Genomic DNA, 21,370 nt, shown 5'->3' on the forward strand with positions numbered 1-21,370 from the left:
AAATAGCCAACTAAATCAAAAGCATTATTATCTCTACCCATAATATAAGAATGGCGATGTTATTATAATGTTGCGTAGCTGTTGTTATGGAGTGATTGCTACGTTGCTCTATGTTTATTACCTGGTAGCATATTTTATTTTTTAGCGCGTTTCACGCATCAGTTTAAAGTTTTTCCCAGAATAACCGGGTAGATCACAATATGGTGTGAAGAAGCGTCTATTTACGTCGTAAAATAGCCGTTTTTATTTCCTTTTATTAACATTTCCTTTTATTCAATGGCGTTAGTTTTAACCAGAACGGTAAATGACGTTATGACCGCTTTATTTGAGCCGCCGGTTGTCGATAATGCGCCCTTCAGATACGGTGACTGCCCGGCTGGCGATATATTGCGCATCATCCAGATTGTGCGACACCATCAGCAGCGTCAGCCGGCGTTCATCGCACACCTGTTCCACCAGTTGCAGCATCTCCAGGCGTAATGCGGGATCGAGCGCGGAGAAGGGTTCATCCAGCAGCAAAATAGGCTGATGGCGCACCAGACATCGGGCCAGCGCCGCGCGCTGCCGCTGGCCGCCGGAAACCTGCGAGGGCAGGCGCTGGAATAGCTCGCTTAACCCGACCTGCTGCGCAATACGCCGCAGCGTTGCGCGCTGTTCGGCATTGAGCCGCAAACCAGGATTCAGCCCCAGGGCGATATTTTGCTCAATGGTCAGGTGCGGAAAGAGGTTGTTCTCCTGAAACAGAATGGAGACCGGACGCTTGGCGGGCGGGGTATGACGGTGATCTTCCCCGTTCAGACGCAGTTCGCCGCCGTCAGCCGGCAGAAAGCCGGCGATCAGGTTCAGCAGGGTGCTTTTCCCCGCGCCGCTGGGGCCGAGAACGGCAATGCGTTCTCCCTGCCGCACATGGAGGTCGAAGCGCATGGGCATCTGCTGGTAGAGATAGGTCAGTTTATCGAGAAAGATCATCGCGATCCGCCAGTTTTTCAATCAGGGTGAACAGCATAAAGCACAGCAGCATCAGCAACAGCGCGGTAACGGCGCCGTCGGCGCTGCGATAGGCTCCAATCTGCTGATAAAGGTAAAAGGGCAAGGTGCGGAACTGCTCATTGCCGAACAGGGCGATAACGCCGAAATCGCCTATTGACAGCACGCTGGCAAACGCCAGCGCCTGAGCCAGCGGCTGTTTCAGCGCCTTCAATTCAATAATTTTCAACCGCCGCCAGCCGCGAATATCCAGCGACAGGCAGAGTTGATTATAGCGTTCGGCGATATCCACCATCGGGTTTTCCAGCACCTTGAGCGCATAGGGGATGGCCATCAGCGCGTTGGTCAGCACCACCAGGCCATAAGGGGATTGCGGCAATCCCAGCGTATTGTTCAGCAGCAGGAAAAAACCGGTCGCCAGCACGATACCGGGCATGGCGAGGATCAACATGCCGCTCAGATTCATCAGCTGGCCGGATAGCGGCCGGTGGCGCAGCTTGAGCTCCCGGCTGCTCCATAGCAGCATCATGGTCAGGATGACGCAGATCACGCCGGCGGCCAGGGCGATGCGTAGCGACGTGAACAGCGTTTGCCACAGCGCGGGCTGTTGCAATACGCTGAGCAGGGAGCGGTTGACGCCGTCCACCACCACCGCCAGCAGCGGCGGCACGATCAACAACAGCGCCGCGCCGATCAGCAGGCTGTCGCATATCCGGCTGAACACACTGTCCTGCGGGTTGCGCCACGCCAGTTGCCGGGTACTGCCCACCGGCAGCATCCGACCTAAGCGTTGGCTCAGCAGCACCAGCCCAAGGCAGCAGGTCATTTGAATCAGCGCCAGCAGCGCGGCGCGCGACGGATCGTAATCAAAGCTCAGCGCCTGATAAATCGCCAGTTCGATGGTGGTGGCCCGCGGTCCTCCCCCCAGCGACAGCACGGTGGCGAAGCTGGCGAAACAGAGCATGAAGATAAGCGCGGCGGTGGGCGGGATCTGCCGGCGCAGCCAGGGCCACTCGACGATGCGAAAATGCTGCCAGCCGTTCATGCCCAACTGGGCCGCCAGCTGGCGCTGTTCCGTGGCGATGCCCTCCAGCGACTGCAACAGCAGGCGGGTCGCCAGCGGCAGGTTGAAGAAAATATGCGCCAGCAGAATGCCTTGCAGTCCGTAAGGGGAGAAGCGGTAGGGAAGACCCGCCGCCTCCAGCAGCTGCGCCAGCCAGCCCTGGCGGCCGTAGACGCTCAGCAGGCCGAATACCGCCACCAGCACCGGCAGCACCAGGGTCATGGCGCACAGCCGCAATAGCCAGCGATGGCCGGGGAAACGCCGGCGATAAAGCGCTCTGGCGAGGAAGATCGCCGGCAGGGTGGAGAGCAGGGCGGATAAAAATGCCTGCCAGAAGGTGAAGCGGATGACATGCCACAGATAGCTGTCGTGCCATAGCGTCCGCCACTGGTTTTCCGGCGCCTGTAGCCACAGCGCGCCGAAAGCCAGCAGCGCCACCGAGATCAGCAGCGTGGCGGCCAGTCCGCCCGGCCACAGGCTGCCGGCGGTCAGCGGCTGACGGCGCGTTGCCATGCCTGGATCCAGTTATTCCGCTGTTCCGCCACCTGCTGCGCGCTGTATTGCAAGGCTTTTTCCGGTACGGCAAGCGAGGCGAAGCCGGCGGGCAGCTCGGTGTTGATTACCGGATACATCCAGTTGGTGGTGGGGATAGCCTGCTGGAATGCCGGCGTCAGGATGAACTGCATAAAACGTTTCGCCAGCGCCGGGTTTTTGCTGGATGCCAGCTGCCCGGCGACTTCGATTTGCAGATAGTGCCCTTCGCTGAAGTTTGCCGCGGCGTAGCTGTCTTTTTTCTCTTCAATGATGTGATAAGCCGGGGAGGTGGTGTAGCTGAGCACCAGATCGGCCTCGCCTTTCAGAAACAGGCCGTAGGCTTCGCTCCAGCCTTTGGTGACGGTAACCGTTTTTTTCGCCAGCTTTTGCCACGCCTGCGGCGCCTGTTCGCCGTACACCTGCTGCATCCATAACAGCAGCCCCAATCCCGGTGTGCTGGTGCGGGGATCCTGATAAATCACCTTCCACGGCTCGCTGCTGTCGACCAGTTCATGCAGGCTCCTGGGGGGATTCTTCAGCTTATCCTTGTTGTAGACAAAGGCGAAATAGCCGTAGTCATAGGGCACAAAGGTGGCGTTGTCCCAGCCGCCGGGAACCTGCATGGCCGCAGCGGTATCCAGTTGGTGCCGGCTAAATAGCCCGGTCTGTTCCGCCGCCTGCAGCAGGTTATTATCCAGCCCCAGAATGATATCCGCTTTGCTGTTTTTCCCCTCCATGCGCAGGCGGTTCAGCAGCGAGGCGCCATCTTCCAGCGCCACAAAATTCAGTTCGCACTCACACTCTTTTTCAAAGGCGGTTTTGATCACCGGGCCGGGACCCCATTCGGACGCGAAGGAGTCGTAGGTGTAGACCGTGAGCGCCGGTTTGGCGAACGCCGGCGCCGACATCAGCAGCAGGCAGGGAAGGATTTTTTTCCACAGGGAAAGCGGGCGTTTCCGCGGTCGGGATTTTTTTAATAGCGATGTAATTAACACTTTGCACTCCTGTCGTTATAGGGTGGCAAAGGTCTTTGAGTCAGCGATGAACACTCTCAAATCCCTTCGCCGGTATTAACCGGATCAGGTTCGACGGGTATTTTCTCAGCGAAAAACGCATTAGAGACAGTTGATAAAACCTGATATCAGGGACAAAGCCGTTTTCGCACCCCGTTGAGAACGGCCTATTGTAAAGGCTTGGAGAGGGCAGGGAAAGCCGAGTCGTCAGTTTTCCGGCGGGGCGAACCAGGCGGATTTGAAATCGAACCACCCCAGGGTATTCATGCGGATGCCGCGCATACTGCGCTGTCCCTGCAGTTGCAGCCAGTTGTGAAACAGCGGATGCAACTGGCCGCTACGCACCAGTTTTTCGCTCCATTCCGCCATCGGCAGCGCTTTGCTGCGCCACAGGCCGGCGTCCTGATGCAGATCTTCCTCCAGACAATGCTGCATCAGCGGCTGTTCGTAAAGCATGGCAAACAGCGAGAACTCCAGGGGCAGATAGCAGTTGACGCTGCACAGCCAGATATCGCTCCGCGCTTCCCCCTGGTGCCAATCCTCGTAGGTCACCGTTTGGATGGTCAGGTTAACGCCGTGTGCTTTCAGCACTTTCTTTATTATTTCACCGATCATCTGATATTCGGGATGGTCATGATAGAAGGTCAAAGTGAGCTGTTTCAGTTCCGCCGGTTTTTCCTGCGCGTCGTCACGCTGCCGGTAATGCCAGCGGGGCAGCAGGCTATAGGCCGGCGACCAGTCGCGCTGATGCGCGCTATCCGCGTGGCTGAGCAGGGCTATCGGGTTGCATATCCGGCACAGCCAGCGGCGCACCTGCGGCTGGCCGGCGAGGGGCGAACGCTTATCGAACAGCAGGAAGTAGCACCCCTCTTCCATACGGCTTTCCAGCTCATCGTGGGATGAATCATCCGATTCCAGGTGCAGGGAGCAGGGATACACCTCGGTGGCGTCGGGCAACACCCAGATATTGACCTCGTCAATCAGCGCCCGATAGCCGAAGTAGTCATCAAACGCTTTTATTTTCAACTGATTATTATTGTTGCGCGTTACCGCGTAGGGGCCGGTCCCGATAGGCTGGCGGGCGAAATCAGGCAGGGTGCGCCACTCCTCCGGCAGGATCATGGCCGGCACGCTGCCCAGCAGCCAGGGCAGCCAGTGGTCGGGGCTGCTCAGCCGGACGTCGATCACGAACGGCATCGGAGAGGTCACGCTATCGATATGGGAGAACAAGGGAAGCGTATTGAGCCGGGTGAGCGAGGCGATCACGTCTTGCATGGCGAGCTCCCGCCCGTGGTGAAAACGAATCGACGGGCGCAGATAAAACCGCCAGTGCAGCGGGGATAACATTTGCCAGTGGTGCGCCAGATCGGGTTTAAGTTCCCCGTTTTCCTCATTTATATTGGTCAGACCGCTGAAAATCTGCCGGGCGATATGCATTTCCGAGCGCCGCAGGGCGGAACCCGGCAGCAGATTGCGCAGCGGGCGATAGTAAAGAATGCGCAGAATATGTTTGCCCTGGCGGAAACTGCGGCCCAGATGCGCCAGCAGCATTTGCCGCACGGTGTCTTTATCCCCCACCAGCTGCACCAGCTGATCGATGCGGTCCTGCTCCAGAAGGTCCTCGGCCCGCTGCTGTTGCAGCGCCAGCCCGGTGTAGATAAAGGTCAGCTGCGAGCGCTTGCCCCGTCCCGCTTCCGCCTGCCAGGTAATCCAGCCCTGTTGCTGCATGGCGCCCAGCAGCGAGCGGATATGACGGCGTGAACAGCTCAGAACGCTCGCCAGCTCTTGCAGCGTGGTGGCGGTGGTTTGCCCCTGAAAGCGTTGCCACAGGCGCACGAACTGTTGTTGCAGACGGGATGAAGTCATAAAAGGGGAACTCCTGGCCTTAAAGTCATCAATTTATCTTTCCCTATATTACGTTGATACTTTCCCATAATGAAAGCGCGGAGGTGGCTTATGACAATCCCGATGTTGTACCGGTTCTATCAGACCTATCTCTCAACGTGCCGGGCGAAATGGCTGTGCTGGCTCTCGGCCCAACAGCGGATGGCGTTATTGCAGCAGGCGACGCAGTGGCAAATAGCGGAAATGTCGGAGGAAGAATATCGCCACTGGATATAGTCGCAGAGAACGAGAAAAGAATAATTCTGAGTAATGGTGCACTTCACCAGCCAGCGAAACCTTCCGCTGGCTTTTTTTATGGCGCGCCGTAACTGGCGCGCCATAAAAAAGAGGTTCCCGACGGGGGAACCTCCTGATGATTATCGATCGTGCGTTATTACCGGCGAACTCGCGCCACCGGTAAGTGCGGACGGTATCAATGCAGGAACGATGGCTGCTTCCGCTCATAATCGGCGATGGCCGCGTCGTGCTGCAATGTCAGCCCGATGCTGTCCAGCCCGTTAAGCATGCAGTGGCGGCGGAAGCCGTCGATTTCGAACGGGTAGCTGTTGCCGCCGGCCACTACGGTCTGGTTTTCCAGATCGACGGTAAAGGTAATGCCTTCCTCGCCGTCGACCAGTTTGAACAGCGTATCCACATCCGCTTCGCTCAGCGTCACCGGCAGCAGCTGGTTGTTGAAGGCGTTGCCGTAGAAAATATCGGCGAAGCTCGGGGCGATCACCACCTTGAAGCCGTAGTCGGTCAGCGCCCAGGGCGCATGTTCGCGCGACGAGCCGCAGCCGAAGTTTTCACGGGCCAGCAGGATGCTGGCGCCTTTATAGCGCGGTTTATTCAGCACAAAATCAGGATTGGGCTGCTGGCCGGACTCGTCCAGAAAGCGCCAGTCGTTGAACAGGTGCTGACCGAAACCGGTGCGCGTCACCTTTTGCAGAAACTGCTTGGGAATAATCGCATCGGTATCAACGTTAGCGGCATCCAGAGGAACCACCAGACCGGTATGTTGGGTAAATTTAGTCATGTCGGCGTCTCTCTTAGTTCAACTCGCGGATATCGGCGAAGCGGCCGGTGACGGCGGCAGCGGCGGCCATCGCCGGGCTGACCAGGTGCGTGCGCCCGGCGCGTCCCTGACGGCCTTCGAAGTTACGGTTGCTGGTGGAGGCGCAGCGCTCGCCGGGGTTCAGGCGGTCGTTGTTCATTGCCAGACACATGGAGCAACCGGGCAGGCGCCACTCGAAGCCGGCTTCGATAAATACTTTATCCAGCCCTTCCAGTTCGGCCATGGCTTTCACCGGGCCGGAGCCGGGCACCACGATAGCCTGCACGCCGTTGGCGACTTTACGGCCTTTGGCGACTTCCGCCGCCGCGCGCAGGTCTTCAATACGCGAGTTGGTGCAGGAACCGATAAACACTTTGTCGATCGCCACCTCGGTCAGTTTGATGCCGGGCTGCAAATCCATATAGGCCAGCGCCTTGGCCGCCGACGCGCGTTCCACCGGATCGCTGAAGGATTCCGGCGACGGAATCACCTGATTGACGGCAATCACCTGGCCGGGGTTGGTGCCCCAGGTTACCTGCGGGGCGATGTCGGCGGCATCCAGCGTGACGATGGTGTCGAAGCCGGCGTCGTCGTCGGACTTCAGCGTACTCCAGTAAGCGACGGCGGCGTCCCAGTCGGCGCCTTTCGGCGCGAACTGACGCCCTTTCAGATAGGCGAACGTGGTTTCGTCCGGCGCCACCAGGCCGGCCTTGGCGCCCATTTCAATCGCCATGTTGCACAGCGTCATACGGCCTTCCATGCTCAGCGCCCGGATGGCCTTGCCGCAGAACTCCACCACGTGGCCGGTGCCGCCGGCGCTGCCGGTTTTCCCGATAATCGCCAGCACGATATCTTTGGCGGTGATGCCGGGCGCGGCATCGCCGGTGACTTCGATCTTCATGGTTTTGGCGCGGCCCTGCTTCAGGGTTTGCGTTGCCATCACATGTTCGACTTCAGACGTGCCGATGCCAAACGCCAGCGAGCCGAACGCGCCGTGCGTCGCGGTATGGGAGTCGCCGCAGACGATGGTCATGCCCGGCAGCGTCATCCCCTGTTCCGGACCGATAACGTGCACGATCCCCTGGTACGGGTGGTTCAGGTCATACAGCTGCACGCCGAATTCGGCGCAGTTCTTGATCAGCTCCTGCATCTGGATACGCGCCATTTCGCCGCTGGCGTTGATATCTTTCGTCTGGGTGGAGACGTTGTGATCCATGGTGGCGAAGGTTTTGCCCGGCTGACGAAGCTTGCGTCCTTTGGCGCGCAGACCGTCGAAAGCCTGCGGCGAGGTCACTTCGTGCACCAGATGGCGATCGATATACAGCAGGGGCGTTTCATTTGGCGCTTCGCGCACCACGTGCGCATCGAATAATTTCTGATATAACGTCTTGCTCATGGTTATGCCCCTTGCGCCACAAACCGGGCAATGGCATCGCCCATCTCATTGGTGCCGACGGCCTGGCCGTCGCTTGCCAGATCGGAGGTGCGATAGCCTTCAGCCAAGGCGGTATTCACGGCTTTTTCAATCGCGCCGGCCGCGTCGTCGGCGCCCAGGCTGTAACGCAGCAGCAGCGCCAGCGATAAAATCTGCGCCACCGGGTTGGCGATGTTTTTACCGGCGATATCCGGCGCGGAGCCGCCGGCGGGTTCGTACAGGCCGAAACCCTGTTCGTTCAGGCTGGCGGACGGCAGCATGCCCATCGAACCGGTGATCATCGCGCACTCGTCGGACAGAATGTCGCCGAACAGGTTGGAGCACAGCAGCACGTCGAACTGGGAGGGATCTTTAATCAGCTGCATCGTGGCGTTGTCGATATACAGATGAGACAGCTTCACATCCGGATATTCCTTGGCGATTTCAGTGACGATTTCACGCCACAGGATGGAGCTTTGCAGCACGTTGGCCTTATCGATGGAGGTCACCACGCCGCGCCGTTTGCGGGCGGACTGAAAGGCGATGTGGGCGATGCGCTCAATCTCGAAGCGGTGATACACCTCGGTATCGAAGGCGCGCTCGTACTGGCCGCTGCCTTCGCGGCCTTTCGGCTGGCCGAAATAGATGCCGCCGGTCAGTTCACGCACGCACAGGATATCGAAGCCTTTGGCGGCGATGTCGCTGCGCAGCGGGCAGAAAGCTTCCAGCCCCTGATACAGACGCGCCGGGCGCAGGTTGCTGAACAGGCGGAAATGCTTGCGCAACGGCAGCAGTGCGCCGCGCTCGGGCTGTTCGGCCGGCGGCAGATGTTCCCATTTCGGCCCGCCGACCGAACCGAACAGGATCGCGTCGGCCTGCTCGCATCCGGCTATGGTCGCCTGCGGCAGCGGCGTACCCTGACGGTCGATGGCGATGCCGCCCACGTCGTATTCACTGGTGGTGATCCCTATGCCGAAGCGCTGACGCACCGCGTCCAATACTTTGTGTGCCTGCGCCATTACTTCCGGCCCGATGCCGTCTCCGGGTAAGACGGCGATATGGTAACTCTTTGTCATCACACTGTTTCCTGACTATTTTGTTGTTTGCTGTTGTGCTGTTGCAGACGCTGAATTTCTTTTTCTACCTGCTGAGCGCGTTTAATGTTGTTCAGAACATTCACCATTGCCTGCGCGGAGGATTCGACGATATCCGTCGCCAGACCGACGCCGTGGAAACGGCGTCCCTGATAATCCGCCACGATATCAACCTGACCCAGCGCATCGCGCCCTTGCCCTTTGGCGGTCAGCTGATATTTAACCAGTGAAATCTGGTAGCCGGTAATACGGTTAATCGCCTGATAGACGGCGTCGACCGGGCCGTTGCCGGTGGCGGCCTCGGACTGGGTTTCATCGCCGCAGATCAGTTTGACCGAGGCGGTCGCCATCACGCTGGAGCCTGATTGTACGCTGAAATAGTCCAGACGATAAAATTCGGCCTCTTCTTGTTTGTTATTGATAAAGGCCAGCGCTTCCAGATCGTAATCGAATACCTGACCTTTTTTGTCCGCCAGTTTCAGGAACTCGGCGTACAAATTATCCAGATTATAGTCGCTGTCCTGATAGCCCATCTCTTCCATGCGGTGCTTGACCGCCGCACGGCCGGACCGGGAAGTCAGATTCAACTGGACCTCTTTCAGGCCGATGGATTCCGGCGTCATGATTTCATAATTTTCGCGATTTTTCAGCACGCCGTCCTGGTGAATGCCGGAGGAGTGGGCGAAAGCGTTGGCGCCCACCACGGCTTTATTGGCCGGGATCGGCATATTGCAAATCTGGCTGACCAGTTGGCTGGTGCGGTAGATTTCCTGATGATTGATGGCGGTCTGGACGTTGAGAATGTCATGACGGGTTTTGATCGCCATGATCACTTCTTCCAGCGCGCAGTTGCCGGCGCGTTCGCCGATGCCGTTCAGCGTGCCTTCAACCTGGCGCGCGCCGGCGTTGACCGCCGCCATGGCGTTGCCCACCGCCAGACCGAGATCGTCATGGGTGTGAACGGAGATAATGGCTTGATCGATGTTGGGAACGCGCTGGTACAGGGAAGAGATGATATTGCTGAATTCGTGGGGCAGGGTATAACCGACGGTGTCCGGAATATTGATGGTGCGGGCGCCGGCGTTGATGGCGGCCTCCACCACGCGACACAGATCGTCGATTGGCGTGCGCCCGGCGTCTTCGCAGGAGAATTCCACGTCGTCGGTGTAGTTGCGCGCGCGTTTGATCATGTAAATCGCCCGTTCGATAACCTCGTCCAGCGTACTGCGCAGTTTGGTGGCGATATGCATCGGCGAAGTGGCGATAAAGGTGTGGATGCGGAAGGCATCGGCCACGCGCAGCGCCTCGGCGGCGACGTCAATATCTTTTTCAACGCAGCGCGAGAGGGCGCAAACCCGGCTGTTTTTTATATGGCGGGCAATGGTCTGTACGGATTCGAAATCGCCGGGCGAGGAAACCGGGAAGCCCACTTCCATTACGTCAATGCCCATTCTTTCCAGCGCCTGCGCGATTTGCAGTTTCTCTTTAACGCTCAGACTGGCCTGCAGCGCCTGTTCACCGTCACGCAATGTGGTATCGAAAATAATGACTTGCTGGCTCATCGATTGGTTTCCTTATCGTATTTACTTGGCGCCCGGCGAGTTAAAAAAAAACCCGCGCATCGGCGCGGGTTTTTTATTTGGTGGCGTGAAATCAGTTCTAAATTCCTCCCACCGGCATACCGCGCAATGTAGATGCGTTTAGTAGTAGGCCTAGTAGGAAAGTGAAGTTGAACATGAAGTCTCGTCATCTGAAATTTGTAAAGTGCTCTATTGGTACTTGATTAGCAGGGTTATGTCAACCTTTGATTTGGTGTGACCCGCGTCAAGTAAACCATCTGAGGCCCGCTGCCGGGGTTAGAAAGATCGTTGCGGTTTTATTCTTTAACGGTAGACTGCGTCCCAAATAATTTATACCCGTCATACTTCAAGCTGCATGTGCGTTGGCTGCGCTCAGTCACCCGAATCACTTACCTAAGTAAGCTCATCGGGATTCCTTCCCTTGCCGCCTTCCTGCAACTCGAATTATTTAGGGTATACAACACTGTACGCTGAAACTTTCAGGCTAACTTTCCTCTGTGGGTAGTCTCTTGCAAATGAATGAGCATTTACAGCAATACCATGTAGTACACCGGATACAGCAGCAGGTTGAACATTGTTCAGGTCGCATCGTGTTACGGGAATGGACGCCGGACGGCGAACGGCAGCTTAGCTGGGCTCAGGCGGGACAGCGCATTCGGCGAATCGCCAGCGCCCTGCTGGCGCAGGGGCTGGACGTGCAGGAGCGCGCGGCGATTTTCTCGCATAATTCGCTGAACTGGTCGCTGGTCGATCTGGCGATGCTGCACCTGCGGGCCGTCAGCGTGCCGATCTACGCCACCAACACCGCCGCGCAGGCGGCATTTATCATTAACGACGCCGATATCCGCACCATTTTTGTCGGCGGTCAGGCGCAGTTCGACGCCCTGCTGGCGCTGCGGGAAACCTGTCCGCAATTACGCAATATCATTGTGATGGACGACGACGTGGATTTACGCGGCTGCGATATTGCCGTAACGCTGCGCGAATTCGAAGCGCAGGCGGTGGACGCGTTCTGGCGCGATGAGCTGCAAAGGCGGATTGACGGCCGCGATCTCAACGATCTATTTACCCTGATTTATACCTCCGGCACCACCGGCGAACCCAAAGGGGTGATGCTGGACTACGCCAATATGGCGATGCAGCTCAAGCTGCACGACCGGCGTTTACACGTGACGGAGACGGATATTTCCCTGTGCTTTCTGCCGTTGTCGCACGTGTTCGAACGGGCCTGGAGCTTCTTTATCATGCACAGCGGCGCGCAAAACGTGTATCTCAGCGAAACCAATCTGGTGCGCGACGCCATGCAGGCGGTTAAACCGACCGTGATGTGCGCGGTGCCCCGCTTTTACGAAAAGGTGTACAGCGCGATTTATGAAAAAGTGGCGCAGGCGCCCTGGTATCGTCAGCGCTTATTCCACTGGGCCGTCGACCAGGGGCGGCGGGTCTTTCTGCTGCGGCGCGCCGGCAAACATCCCGGCGCGTGGCGTCGCCTTATGCATCGCTACGCCGACCGTCTGGTACTGGGTAAATTACGCCAGCTATTGGGCGGGCAGGTCAGGTTTCTGCCCGCCGCCGGCGCGCGGCTGGACGACAACATTATTCTGTTTTTCCAGTCGATGGGGATCCGCATCGTCTACGGCTATGGCATGACGGAAACCTGCGCCACGGTCTCCTGCTGGGAAGAAGAGAACTTCCTCCTGGGGTCGATCGGCACGCCCTTGCCGGAAATTGAGGTGCGCATCGGCGCGGATAATGAAATTCAGGTGCGCGGCGCCACGGTGATGCGCGGTTATTTCCATCGTCCGCAGGACACGGCGGACGCCTTTACGGCGGATGGCTGGCTGAAAACCGGCGATGCCGGCGAACTGGACGCGCAAGGCAATCTGTTTATTACCGAACGCCTGAAAGATCTGATGAAAACCTCCGGCGGTAAATACATCGCTCCGCAGCACCTGGAAGGCACGCTGGGGCAGGATCGCTTTATCGAACAGGTGGCGGTGATCGCCGATGCGCGCAAATACGTGTCGGCGCTGATTGTTCCCTGTTTTGAAGCGCTGGAAGAGCATGCCCGCTCGATCAATCTGAAATATCACGATCGTCTGGATCTGCTGCGCCACAGCCATATTATCGAACTGTTCGAGCAACGCCTGCGCGAGATACAGAAAGAGCTGTCCCGCGTCGAACAGGTGAAAAAATTCACCCTGTTGCCAGCGCCGTTTTCGATGGAGGAGGGGGAGCTGACGCCGACGTTGAAGCTGCGCCGCAAGGTGATTCATCAGCGTTATCAGTTGGAAATCGACGCCATGTATTCTGAATCATGACGGTTGCCGTTGCCTGAGTTATCATCTCACGTTATTTTGATTAGTTATATTTAAAAACCCTATGTTAAGAGGCAAACCCATGGAGATGTTGTCAGGCGCCGAGATGGTGGTCCGATCGTTAATCGATCAGGGCGTAAAACATGTATTCGGCTATCCCGGCGGTGCGGTGCTGGATATTTACGACGCCTTGCATACGGTTGGCGGTATTGAACATATTTTGGTGCGCCACGAACAAGGCGCGGTGCATATGGCCGATGGCTATGCGCGCGCCACCGGCGAGGTCGGCGTGGTGCTGGTGACCTCCGGTCCCGGCGCGACCAACGCCATTACCGGTATCGCCACCGCCTATATGGACTCGATTCCCATGGTGGTGCTTTCCGGTCAGGTGGCGACGTCGCTGATTGGCTACGACGCCTTTCAGGAGTGCGATATGGTGGGGATTTCCCGGCCCATCGTAAAGCACAGCTTTCTGGTCAAACAGGCTGAAGATGTGCCGACGGTGCTGAAAAAAGCCTTTTATCTGGCGTCCAGCGGCCGTCCCGGTCCTGTGGTGGTGGATTTGCCGAAAGACGTGATGAATCCGGCCAATAAGCAGCCTTACGCCTATCCCGATCGCGTCAGCATGCGCTCCTATAACCCGACGGTTCAGGGGCATAAAGGGCAGATTCGACGCGCGTTGCAAACCCTGCTGGCGGCGGAAAAGCCGATTATTTACAGCGGCGGCGGGGTGATCAACTCCGGCTGCCATCAGGAACTGCTGGCGCTGGCGGAAAAACTCAACCTGCCGGTGGCCAGTTCGCTGATGGGGCTGGGCGGCTTCCCCGGCACGCATCGTCAAAGCCTGGGCATGCTTGGGATGCATGGCACCTACGAAGCCAATATGGCGATGCATAACGCCGACGTGATTTTCGCCGTCGGCGTACGCTTTGACGATCGCACCACCAATAATCTGGCCAAGTACTGCCCGGACGCCACGGTGTTGCATATTGATATCGATCCGGCTTCGATCTCCAAAACGGTAAACGCCGATATTCCCATCGTCGGCGATGCCCGCCAGGTATTAACCCTGATGCTGGAGTTGCTGGCGCAGGATGAGGCGCAGCAGCAGTTTGACGCGCTGCGCGACTGGTGGCAGAACATCGAGCAGTGGCGCGCCCGCCGCTGCCTGAAGTACAGCGCGGACGGCGAGGCGATCAAGCCGCAGGCGGTGATTGAAACGCTGTATCGGCTGACGGGCGGTAATGCCTATGTCGCCTCGGACGTGGGCCAACATCAGATGTTCGCCGCCCTTTACTATCCTTTCGATCGGCCGCGCCGCTGGGTCAACTCCGGCGGTTTGGGCACCATGGGATTCGGCCTGCCCGCCGCGCTGGGGATCAAGCTGGCGCTGCCGCAGGAAACGGTTATCTGCGTCACCGGCGACGGCAGCATTCAGATGAATATTCAGGAACTTTCCACCGCGCTGCAGTATGACCTGCCGATCGTGGTGGTTAACCTGAACAACCGTTTCCTCGGCATGGTGAAACAGTGGCAGGATATGATCTATTCCGGCCGCCACTCCAGTTCCTATATGGAGTCCCTGCCGGATTTCGTCAAGTTGGCGGAGGCCTATGGGCATATCGGCATCGCCATTGATACCCCGGACGAACTGGAAAGCAAGCTGGCGCAGGCGCTGGCGCAGAAAAACCGTCTGGTGTTCGTGGATGTCAAAATCGACAGCGGCGAGCACGTTTACCCGATGCAGATCCGCGGCGGCGGGATGGATGAGATGTGGCTAAGCAAAACGGAGAGGACCTGATCATGCGGCGGATTTTATCGGTATTACTTGAAAATGAATCCGGCGCATTGTCACGCGTCGTCGGCCTGTTCTCGCAGCGCGGTTACAATATTGAAAGCCTGACGGTGGCGCCGACCGACGACCCCACGCTGTCGCGCATGACCATTCAAACCGTTGGCGATGAAAAAGCGCTGGAGCAGATAGAGAAGCAGCTGCATAAGCTAGTGGATGTGTTGCGCGTCAGCGAGCTGGGACAGGGCACCCACGTCGAGCGCGAAATCATGCTGGTGAAACTGCAGGCGACGGGCTACGGCCGTGAAGAAGTCAAACGCTGCGCCGAGATTTTTCGCGGGCAGATTGTGGATGTCACCTCCTCGCTTTATACCGTTCAGTTGGCCGGCACCAGCGATAAGCTGGATGCGTTCCTCAACGCCGTACGTGAAGTGGCTGAGATTGTGGAAGTGGCGCGTTCCGGGATCGTTGGCGTATCCCGCGGCGATAAAATCATGCGTTAGGAGGATTTAGCGCGGATTTTTGCCGTAACAGGCCCGATAATCGCATCGGGCCTGTCGATTTTTTCCGGTGTTATCCTATATATGATAAAAGCGGTTGCCGTTCAGTTGCTTCTGCTGTTAGATCTACACGGATATCCATGATGAGCTTATGGTCATCGCTCTATTTTATTTATCCGGCTTACTAAGGGGTTACCAGTGAAACTGGATGAAATCGCGCGTCTTGCGGGTGTTTCACGCACTACTGCCAGTTATGTGATCAATGGAAAAGCAAAACAGTATCGCGTCAGCGATAAGACCGTTGAGAAAGTGATGGCGGTGGTCAGAGAGCATAACTATCATCCCAACGCCGTCGCCGCCGGATTACGCGCCGGACGCACCCGTTCTATTGGCCTGGTGATCCCTGATTTGGAAAATACCAGCTATACGCGGATTGCCAATTATCTGGAACGCCAGGCGCGACAGCGCGGATATCAGCTGTTGATCGCCTGTTCCGAAGATCAGCCGGATAACGAAATGCGCTGCATCGAACACCTGCTGCAACGCCAGGTCGATGCAATCATCGTGTCGACGGCGCTGCCGCCGGAGCACCCGTTCTATCAGCGCTGGGTGAATAACAGCCTGCCGATTATCGCGCTCGACCGGGCGTTGGATCGCGAACATTTCACCAGCGTGGTCGGCGCCGATCTCGAAGATGCCGAAATGCTGGCGCAGGAGCTGAGGAAAATCCCGGCCGAATCCGTTCTTTATCTCGGCGCGCTGCCTGAGCTTTCGGTCAGTTTCCTGCGTGAACAGGGTTTTCGCCAGGCCTGGGCCGACGATGCGCGGGAAGTGCATTATCTGTATGCCAATAGCTATGAGCGCTCGGCGGCGGCGGCGGCGTTTGCCCAGTACCTTAACGATCATCCGATGCCGAAAGCGCTGTTCACCACGGCTTTTCCGCTGTTGCAGGGCGTGATGGACGTTACGCTGCGCCAGAGCGGGCGTTTGCCGAATAATCTGGCCATCGCCACCTTTGGCGATAACGAATTGCTGGATTTTCTGGAGTGTCCGGTATTGTCCGTCGCGCAGCGTCATCGTGAAGTGGCGGAACGGGTATTGGAATTGGTTTTGGCCAGTCTGGACGAGCCGAAAAGGCCGAAGCCGGGGCTTAACCGCATTCGCCGCAACCTTTATCGCCGCGGCTCGCTTAGCCGCCGTTAACATCGTTCCCCGGCGCGCCATATAAGCGCAACGTATGGCGCCCGCCGACGATGAAAAACGATCTGCGTTTAAACCTTTCATAAATCAGTCAGTTAACATGTCAGAAATTAATCAGGCCAGTTTTAAGCTCGCGCCGGGAAAAGCGCTTTCCGCCGAGCAGGAGGCGTTAAAGCGCGGCGTCGAGGCGTTCCTGAACCGGCATCGGCATGACCGACATGCGCTCTTCGTTATTCATGGCGAGGCCGGAACGGGCAAAAGCGTTTTTTTGAATACCCTGTTTGGCGAGATACAAACCCAGTCCCGCCTGCGGCCGCGGCACCCGCTTTACGGCAGCGAGAACTACCTTCTCGTTAACCATCCCGAGATGCTGAAAGCCTATAAAAATGCCGCCGATAACCAGCCCGCGCTGAGAAAAAAGGATTATGAGCGGCCTACCACCTTTATCAACCGGATGCATAAACGCTCTGCGATAGCCGACATCGTGCTGGTTGACGAGGCGCATCTGCTGCTGACCCGGCGCGATAGCTATAACCACTTTTTCCAGGATAATCATCTGGAGGAGATTATTCGTCTGGCGCGCATCGTGGTGCTGGTTTTCGATGAACAGCAGGTGTTGAAGTTCAAGAGCCTGTGGCGGGAAAGCGATCTGTCGCGCATGCTGGCCCGCTGGCCGCATGAGGTTTACGCGCTGCGGCGGCAGTTCCGCATGCGCGCGGACGCGGCGAGCCTGCGCTGGATCCGCGCTTTTTGCCAGCGCCGGCTGCTGCCGTTGCCGGCGGCGGAAGAGGCTTTCGAGATCGGGATATTCGATGATGCCCAGGCGATGTATGAACGGGTAAAAGAAAAAAATGCGGCCAGCGGCCTGTCGCGCATGTTGTCGACGTATGACTATCCCTATCGGCTGGACGGGCAGGACTATTTTATCGAAGAGGGGCGGTTCCGCTTACGCTGGGACCGCGCGAAACCCAATGAGCGTCTGCCCTGGGCCGAGCGCGAAGACACCATTGACGAGGTGGGATCGGTTTACACCGCGCAGGGGTTCGATCTGAACTACGTCGGCCTGATTCTGGGGCCGTCGGTGGCGTGGGATGCGCAGCGCGAGGAGATCGTGCTCGATGCGGCCAGATACGAAGATAGCGCGGCTTTTCAGGGCCAATCGGCAATTGAAAATAGCGCCGCGATGAAAGAGCGCATCATGCTCAACGCCATCAATGTGCTGATGACCCGCGCCATTCACGGACTCTATATTTACGCCCACGATCGCGGGTTGCGTAACAAGCTGATGTCGCTGGCGCGAAAATAGAGAGTAACGGGGAAGATAACTATGGATGCAACTGAAGTGCTTTGGATCGACGATCCGCGGATGAACCAGCGTTCCCGCAACGTCGATATTATTGATGATGAGGTTAAGGCGCTGGTCGCGCGTATGTTCGCCGTGATTGACGCCATGAAGGATTCGGGGCTTGCCGCCATCCAATTGGGCGTTCCGCTGCGCATCGTCGTCATAGATATGGCGGACGAAAAGGGAGAACGCCAGCGCCTGGCCTTGATTAACCCGCAGATAACCTACTCTTCGCCGGAGAAAACGTCGCATCTGGAACTGTGCTCTTCTATTCCGGGCCATCCCATGCCGGCGGAACGGGCGCAGCGGGTCAAGGCGGCGTTTATCGATCTGGACGGCGCCGCGCGGGAGATCGACGCCGGCGGCGAATTTGCCGTATGCCTGCAACACGAAATCGATCATCTGGACGGGCTGTCGCTGCTCGACGATCTGTCCGATCTGAAACGTAACCGCCTCAAGACGCAGCTTGCCAAACTGCGCCGCAAAACGGTTTCCCATCGGTGATGCCTTTGCCGGGGAAGCCGGTTAGCCGGTGACGGCGACCCGGAACAACCGGCGGCAGTATTCCAGAAAATAGCCGTATATCACGCCCATCACCATGGAGACGACCGCATTGCTGGCAACGGCGGTCAGCATCTGCGACGAATCCGCCCCGATGGTCCACAGAATGGCGATATAAACCGGCGACTGAAAACTGACGTACGCCAGCAGATCGGCCAGGTTGCGTAGCAGAAAGTGTTGCGGGCCATGGCGTCGGGCGAAGCCGAGCACGCGGTCGCGGTAAATGCCGTAGGGCCAGGCAACGACGATATTGACCGGGATAGACAGCAGCCGTGAAGATAAAGACTGTTCAAAGCTCATGCCGGAAAGCCCGATCTCAATCACCATGCCGGTAATAAAGCAATAAACCACCAGGGCGAAGGTATCCGCCGTGGCGCTGCGTAATCTTGAGGCCGGGGAAAAGAACATCTCCACTCACTCCATTTTCAGATGGCGAACAAAAATCAGAGTAACGGGTTAATCATGGCTTTTTGTTTTGCTTTTTAAATTGTGGGTAGTGTACATCACTGTATTGTTGCTTAATAAGTAGCTAAAAATATTTATTTTTGACCTCTTGGTCAGGTTTTTCGCTACTTTATCTTCGGTTTGCTGCCGTTTTGCTTTTTTATCGCGCGAATGGTAATAAATTATTTTAAAAACAATACCTTAATTTAGGCTGGCGCTAGCGTGTCATTCAACGGGAAATAGCGGCTTAAGAAGAGAAAATGAGCGCTAAAAATAACTGGATATATCCCCATGCTTTTTAACCCGCGGCGGTGAATACGCTAATACTTTATTTATTCCGCGGTACTTAACTGTGGATTTTTCTTTTTGGCGGAGGATTTTTGGCGAGGAAAACGTAAATTAAAGTAAATCGGGCGCTGAATAAAGACACAGGGATATTGATGATAAAAATGTGACGTTGAGCAAATGCCGGCAATCGCAGTATAATAGCGCCTGATTAGCGAAAGCCTTGTTATGCAAGGCTTACGGCAAGTTAAGATTATTCTGGAAACATTTATATTTAGTATCAGCCTGTGACAATAAAAATAATCGACCAAGGGAAATCCAGCGCCATTTCGCCAGCCAATATTATTTTGGGAGTGAAATTCTCTTAAATTTTCATGATCTTAATAATTATTAATTATCCGCCTTTATTTTTTTTACCTTCCTGCCGGCCCAAATCCATGCAGAAATAATTCCAAAGCACGCCAGCTCTGGCTTGACAAGGTTTTAATACCCTCCGTACACTCTTCATCGTGGGGATTTGTGGGATAAAGTGGTAAAAAAGGTTATGGAGGGGTAACTCAGGCATGTTTCGTGGGGCAACGCTGGTTAATCTCGACAGCAAGGGGCGGCTTGCCGTACCTACCCGTTATCGGGAAACGCTGAACGAGGAATCGCAAGGTCAAATGGTTTGCACCATTGATCTTCATCAGCCGTGCCTGCTGCTTTATCCCTTGCCTGAATGGGAAATCATTGAACAGAAGCTGTCGCGCCTGTCGAGTATGAACCCCGCAGAGCGCCGCGTTCAGCGCCTGTTGCTGGGCCATGCCAGCGAGTGTCAGATGGATAACGCCGGACGGTTATTGATCGCCGGTACGTTGCGGCAGCACGCAGGCCTTACAAAAGAAGTGATGCTGGTCGGGCAGTTCAACAAGTTTGAACTGTGGGATGAACAGACTTGGTATCAACAGGTCAAGGAAGATATCGACGCAGAACAATCGACTCAGGAACCCTTGTCTGAGCGGTTGCAGGACTTATCGCTATAGTCATGCCGGAAAATTATAAACACACCACCGTGCTGTTGGACGAGGCCGTTAACGGCCTGAATATTCGCAGCGACGGAACCTATATAGACGGCACTTTTGGCCGTGGCGGCCACTCTCGCCTCATTCTTTCCCAATTGGGACCGGAAGGACGCCTGCTGGCGATCGATCGCGATCCGCTGGCCATTGAAGCCGCCGGCGCGATAGACGATCCCCGGTTTTCCATTATTCACGGCCCGTTTTCCGCGCTGGCCGACTATATGGCCGAGCGCGACCTTACCGGTCGTATTGACGGCGTATTGCTGGATCTGGGCGTATCCTCGCCGCAGCTCGACGATCCCGAACGCGGTTTCTCCTTTATGCGCGACGGTCCGCTGGATATGCGCATGGATCCGACTCGCGGCCTTTCCGCCGCCGAGTGGCTGCTGAAAGCGGAAGCGGAAGATATTGCCTGGGTGCTGAAAACCTTCGGTGAAGAGCGTTTCGCCAAACGCATCGCCCGCGCCATCGTCGAGCGGAACCGCGCCGAACCGCTGACGCGCACCAAAGAACTGGCCGAGCTGATTGCCGCCGCCAGTCCGATTCGCGAAAAGCATAAACACCCGGCGACGCGCAGTTTCCAGGCCATTCGCATTTATATCAACAGCGAGCTGGAAGAGATTGAACGGGCGCTGAACGGCGCGTTGAGCGTGCTGGCTCCGCACGGTCGCCTGTCGGTCATCAGCTTTCACTCGCTGGAAGACAGAATCGTCAAACGCTTTATCCGTCATCAGAGCCGTGGTCCGCAGGTGCCGGCAGGTATGCCGTTGACGGAAGAACAGCTGCGCAGCCAGGGCGGACAAACCCTGAAGCAGGTGGGGAAGATGATGCCGTCGGCTGAAGAGGTCGCCGCCAATCCCCGCGCCCGCAGTTCGGTCCTGCGCTTTGCCGAGAGGCTGCCGGCATGATCGGCCATGAGCGTCACGGCCTGGTCGGCGTCATCGGCGAGGATCTGCTGCGTAACGGCAAGATCCCGCTGTTGCTGATGGCGGCGGTGCTGGTTTCCGCGGTGCTGGTGGTGACGACGGCGCACAAAACGCGTTTGTTGACCGCGGAGCGCGAACGGCTATTGCTGGAGCGTGACGCGCTGGATATTGAGTGGCGCAACCTGATTCTGGAAGAAAATTCGTTAGGGGATCATAGCCGCGTTGAGCGGATCGCGACGGAAAAACTGCAAATGGGGCATGTCGATCCGTCACAGGAAAATATTGTGGTTAAGCAATGAACTAAACAGGCATCCAATA

Annotated in this window: 20 protein-coding genes and 1 riboswitch; of the genes, 10 read left to right on the forward strand and 10 right to left on the reverse strand. The window is 57.0% G+C overall.

The window, feature by feature from the left end:
- Positions 1-321 precede the first annotated feature (321 nt).
- The 4 genes from thiQ to sgrR form a co-directional block, all read right to left on the reverse strand.
- Complete coding sequence (gene thiQ, locus DDT56_RS08840; protein ID WP_136166087.1) at positions 322-969, reverse strand: thiamine ABC transporter ATP-binding protein ThiQ; 648 nt, start codon at positions 967-969, stop codon at positions 322-324.
- Complete coding sequence (gene thiP, locus DDT56_RS08845; RefSeq protein ID WP_136166088.1) at positions 953-2,563, reverse strand: thiamine/thiamine pyrophosphate ABC transporter permease ThiP; 1,611 nt, start codon at positions 2,561-2,563, stop codon at positions 953-955. Before thiP ends, thiQ begins: the two co-directional genes overlap by 17 nt.
- On the reverse strand, positions 2,539-3,525 hold the full coding sequence (gene thiB, locus DDT56_RS08850; RefSeq protein ID WP_136166184.1) for a thiamine ABC transporter substrate binding subunit: 987 nt from the start codon (positions 3,523-3,525) through the stop codon (positions 2,539-2,541). Before thiB ends, thiP begins: the two co-directional genes overlap by 25 nt.
- 97 nt (positions 3,526-3,622) lie before the next feature.
- Positions 3,623-3,763, reverse strand: a riboswitch (TPP riboswitch).
- Positions 3,764-3,804: 41 nt separating this feature from the next.
- Entirely contained in the window at positions 3,805-5,463 is a 1,659-nt protein-coding gene (gene sgrR, locus DDT56_RS08855; protein ID WP_136166089.1) for an HTH-type transcriptional regulator SgrR, read from the reverse strand.
- A 90-nt stretch (positions 5,464-5,553) separates the two neighbouring features.
- On the opposite strand from sgrR, the gene sgrT reads away from it, so the two are divergent.
- The gene (sgrT, locus tag DDT56_RS08860; RefSeq protein WP_136166090.1) at positions 5,554-5,718 is read left to right on the forward strand and encodes a glucose uptake inhibitor SgrT; all 165 of its coding nucleotides are present in this window, start codon (positions 5,554-5,556) and stop codon (positions 5,716-5,718) included.
- 196 nt (positions 5,719-5,914) lie between these two features.
- Here sgrT and leuD read toward each other — a convergent pair whose 3' ends face one another.
- The 5 genes from leuD to leuL form a co-directional block, all read right to left on the reverse strand.
- A complete protein-coding gene (leuD, locus tag DDT56_RS08865; protein ID WP_136166091.1) occupies positions 5,915-6,517 on the reverse strand; it encodes a 3-isopropylmalate dehydratase small subunit in 603 nt (200 codons plus the stop codon).
- Positions 6,518-6,530: 13 nt separating this feature from the next.
- Positions 6,531-7,931 (reverse strand): 3-isopropylmalate dehydratase large subunit, encoded by a 1,401-nt coding sequence (gene leuC, locus DDT56_RS08870; RefSeq protein ID WP_136166092.1) that lies wholly within the window; start codon positions 7,929-7,931, stop codon positions 6,531-6,533.
- A gap of 2 nt (positions 7,932-7,933) precedes the next feature.
- Positions 7,934-9,025 (reverse strand): 3-isopropylmalate dehydrogenase, encoded by a 1,092-nt coding sequence (gene leuB / locus DDT56_RS08875; protein WP_136166185.1) that lies wholly within the window; start codon positions 9,023-9,025, stop codon positions 7,934-7,936.
- Positions 9,025-10,605 (reverse strand): 2-isopropylmalate synthase, encoded by a 1,581-nt coding sequence (leuA, locus tag DDT56_RS08880; RefSeq protein ID WP_136166093.1) that lies wholly within the window; start codon positions 10,603-10,605, stop codon positions 9,025-9,027. The genes leuB and leuA overlap by 1 nt, the downstream gene beginning before the upstream one ends.
- 97 nt (positions 10,606-10,702) lie before the next feature.
- The gene (gene leuL / locus DDT56_RS25200) at positions 10,703-10,780 is read right to left on the reverse strand and encodes a leu operon leader peptide (protein ID WP_136163865.1); all 78 of its coding nucleotides are present in this window, start codon (positions 10,778-10,780) and stop codon (positions 10,703-10,705) included.
- 358 nt (positions 10,781-11,138) lie between these two features.
- On the opposite strand from leuL, the gene DDT56_RS08890 reads away from it, so the two are divergent.
- The 6 genes from DDT56_RS08890 (at position 11,139) to def (ending at position 18,282) form a co-directional block, all read left to right on the forward strand.
- On the forward strand, positions 11,139-12,944 hold the full coding sequence (locus tag DDT56_RS08890) for an AMP-dependent synthetase/ligase (RefSeq protein ID WP_136166094.1): 1,806 nt from the start codon (positions 11,139-11,141) through the stop codon (positions 12,942-12,944).
- 79 nt (positions 12,945-13,023) lie between these two features.
- A complete protein-coding gene (gene ilvI / locus DDT56_RS08895; RefSeq protein WP_136166095.1) occupies positions 13,024-14,742 on the forward strand; it encodes an acetolactate synthase 3 large subunit in 1,719 nt (572 codons plus the stop codon).
- 2 nt (positions 14,743-14,744) lie between these two features.
- A complete protein-coding gene (gene ilvN / locus DDT56_RS08900; protein WP_168197597.1) occupies positions 14,745-15,236 on the forward strand; it encodes an acetolactate synthase small subunit in 492 nt (163 codons plus the stop codon).
- A 195-nt stretch (positions 15,237-15,431) separates the two neighbouring features.
- Entirely contained in the window at positions 15,432-16,436 is a 1,005-nt protein-coding gene (gene cra / locus DDT56_RS08905; RefSeq protein WP_136166096.1) for a catabolite repressor/activator, read from the forward strand.
- A gap of 97 nt (positions 16,437-16,533) precedes the next feature.
- The gene (locus DDT56_RS08910; RefSeq protein WP_136166097.1) at positions 16,534-17,739 is read left to right on the forward strand and encodes a DUF2075 domain-containing protein; all 1,206 of its coding nucleotides are present in this window, start codon (positions 16,534-16,536) and stop codon (positions 17,737-17,739) included.
- 21 nt (positions 17,740-17,760) lie between these two features.
- Positions 17,761-18,282: a peptide deformylase gene (gene def / locus DDT56_RS08915; protein ID WP_136166098.1), complete on the forward strand. Its 522-nt coding sequence runs from the start codon at positions 17,761-17,763 to the stop codon at positions 18,280-18,282.
- A 21-nt stretch (positions 18,283-18,303) separates the two neighbouring features.
- Here def and DDT56_RS08920 read toward each other — a convergent pair whose 3' ends face one another.
- Entirely contained in the window at positions 18,304-18,747 is a 444-nt protein-coding gene (locus DDT56_RS08920) for an L-alanine exporter AlaE (protein ID WP_136166099.1), read from the reverse strand.
- Between the two features lie 884 nt (positions 18,748-19,631).
- Here DDT56_RS08920 and mraZ point away from each other — a divergent pair.
- The 3 genes from mraZ to ftsL are packed head-to-tail and all read left to right on the forward strand — an operon-like array spanning position 19,632 to position 21,351.
- Positions 19,632-20,090, forward strand: a complete 459-nt coding sequence (gene mraZ, locus DDT56_RS08925) for a division/cell wall cluster transcriptional repressor MraZ (protein WP_136166100.1) — start codon at positions 19,632-19,634, stop codon at positions 20,088-20,090.
- Between the two features lie 2 nt (positions 20,091-20,092).
- The gene (gene rsmH / locus DDT56_RS08930; protein ID WP_136166101.1) at positions 20,093-21,034 is read left to right on the forward strand and encodes a 16S rRNA (cytosine(1402)-N(4))-methyltransferase RsmH; all 942 of its coding nucleotides are present in this window, start codon (positions 20,093-20,095) and stop codon (positions 21,032-21,034) included.
- Complete coding sequence (ftsL, locus tag DDT56_RS08935; RefSeq protein ID WP_009111436.1) at positions 21,031-21,351, forward strand: cell division protein FtsL; 321 nt, start codon at positions 21,031-21,033, stop codon at positions 21,349-21,351. Before rsmH ends, ftsL begins: the two co-directional genes overlap by 4 nt.
- Positions 21,352-21,370: the final 19 nt, after the last annotated feature.

Source organism: Brenneria corticis, assembly GCF_003115855.1.
Classification (GTDB): Bacteria; Pseudomonadota; Gammaproteobacteria; order Enterobacterales; family Enterobacteriaceae; genus Brenneria; species Brenneria corticis.

What these genes read in the sequence shown, in the direction of transcription:
- thiQ (WP_136166087.1), bottom strand. Translation starts at nt 969, where the DNA reads ATGATCTTTCTCGATAAACTGACCTATCTCTACCAGCAGATGCCCATG.
- thiP (WP_136166088.1), bottom strand. Translation starts at nt 2,563, where the DNA reads ATGGCAACGCGCCGTCAGCCGCTGACCGCCGGCAGCCTGTGGCCGGGC.
- sgrR (WP_136166089.1), bottom strand. Translation starts at nt 5,463, where the DNA reads ATGACTTCATCCCGTCTGCAACAACAGTTCGTGCGCCTGTGGCAACGC.
- sgrT (WP_136166090.1), top strand. Translation starts at nt 5,554, where the DNA reads ATGACAATCCCGATGTTGTACCGGTTCTATCAGACCTATCTCTCAACG.
- leuD (WP_136166091.1), bottom strand. Translation starts at nt 6,517, where the DNA reads ATGACTAAATTTACCCAACATACCGGTCTGGTGGTTCCTCTGGATGCC.
- leuC (WP_136166092.1), bottom strand. Translation starts at nt 7,931, where the DNA reads ATGAGCAAGACGTTATATCAGAAATTATTCGATGCGCACGTGGTGCGC.
- leuB (WP_136166185.1), bottom strand. Translation starts at nt 9,025, where the DNA reads ATGACAAAGAGTTACCATATCGCCGTCTTACCCGGAGACGGCATCGGG.
- leuA (WP_136166093.1), bottom strand. Translation starts at nt 10,605, where the DNA reads ATGAGCCAGCAAGTCATTATTTTCGATACCACATTGCGTGACGGTGAA.
- leuL (WP_136163865.1), bottom strand. Translation starts at nt 10,780, where the DNA reads ATGTTCAACTTCACTTTCCTACTAGGCCTACTACTAAACGCATCTACA.
- DDT56_RS08890 (WP_136166094.1), top strand. Translation starts at nt 11,139, where the DNA reads ATGAATGAGCATTTACAGCAATACCATGTAGTACACCGGATACAGCAG.
- ilvI (WP_136166095.1), top strand. Translation starts at nt 13,024, where the DNA reads ATGGAGATGTTGTCAGGCGCCGAGATGGTGGTCCGATCGTTAATCGAT.
- ilvN (WP_168197597.1), top strand. Translation starts at nt 14,745, where the DNA reads ATGCGGCGGATTTTATCGGTATTACTTGAAAATGAATCCGGCGCATTG.
- DDT56_RS08910 (WP_136166097.1), top strand. Translation starts at nt 16,534, where the DNA reads ATGTCAGAAATTAATCAGGCCAGTTTTAAGCTCGCGCCGGGAAAAGCG.
- def (WP_136166098.1), top strand. Translation starts at nt 17,761, where the DNA reads ATGGATGCAACTGAAGTGCTTTGGATCGACGATCCGCGGATGAACCAG.
- DDT56_RS08920 (WP_136166099.1), bottom strand. Translation starts at nt 18,747, where the DNA reads ATGTTCTTTTCCCCGGCCTCAAGATTACGCAGCGCCACGGCGGATACC.
- mraZ (WP_136166100.1), top strand. Translation starts at nt 19,632, where the DNA reads ATGTTTCGTGGGGCAACGCTGGTTAATCTCGACAGCAAGGGGCGGCTT.
- rsmH (WP_136166101.1), top strand. Translation starts at nt 20,093, where the DNA reads ATGCCGGAAAATTATAAACACACCACCGTGCTGTTGGACGAGGCCGTT.
- ftsL (WP_009111436.1), top strand. Translation starts at nt 21,031, where the DNA reads ATGATCGGCCATGAGCGTCACGGCCTGGTCGGCGTCATCGGCGAGGAT.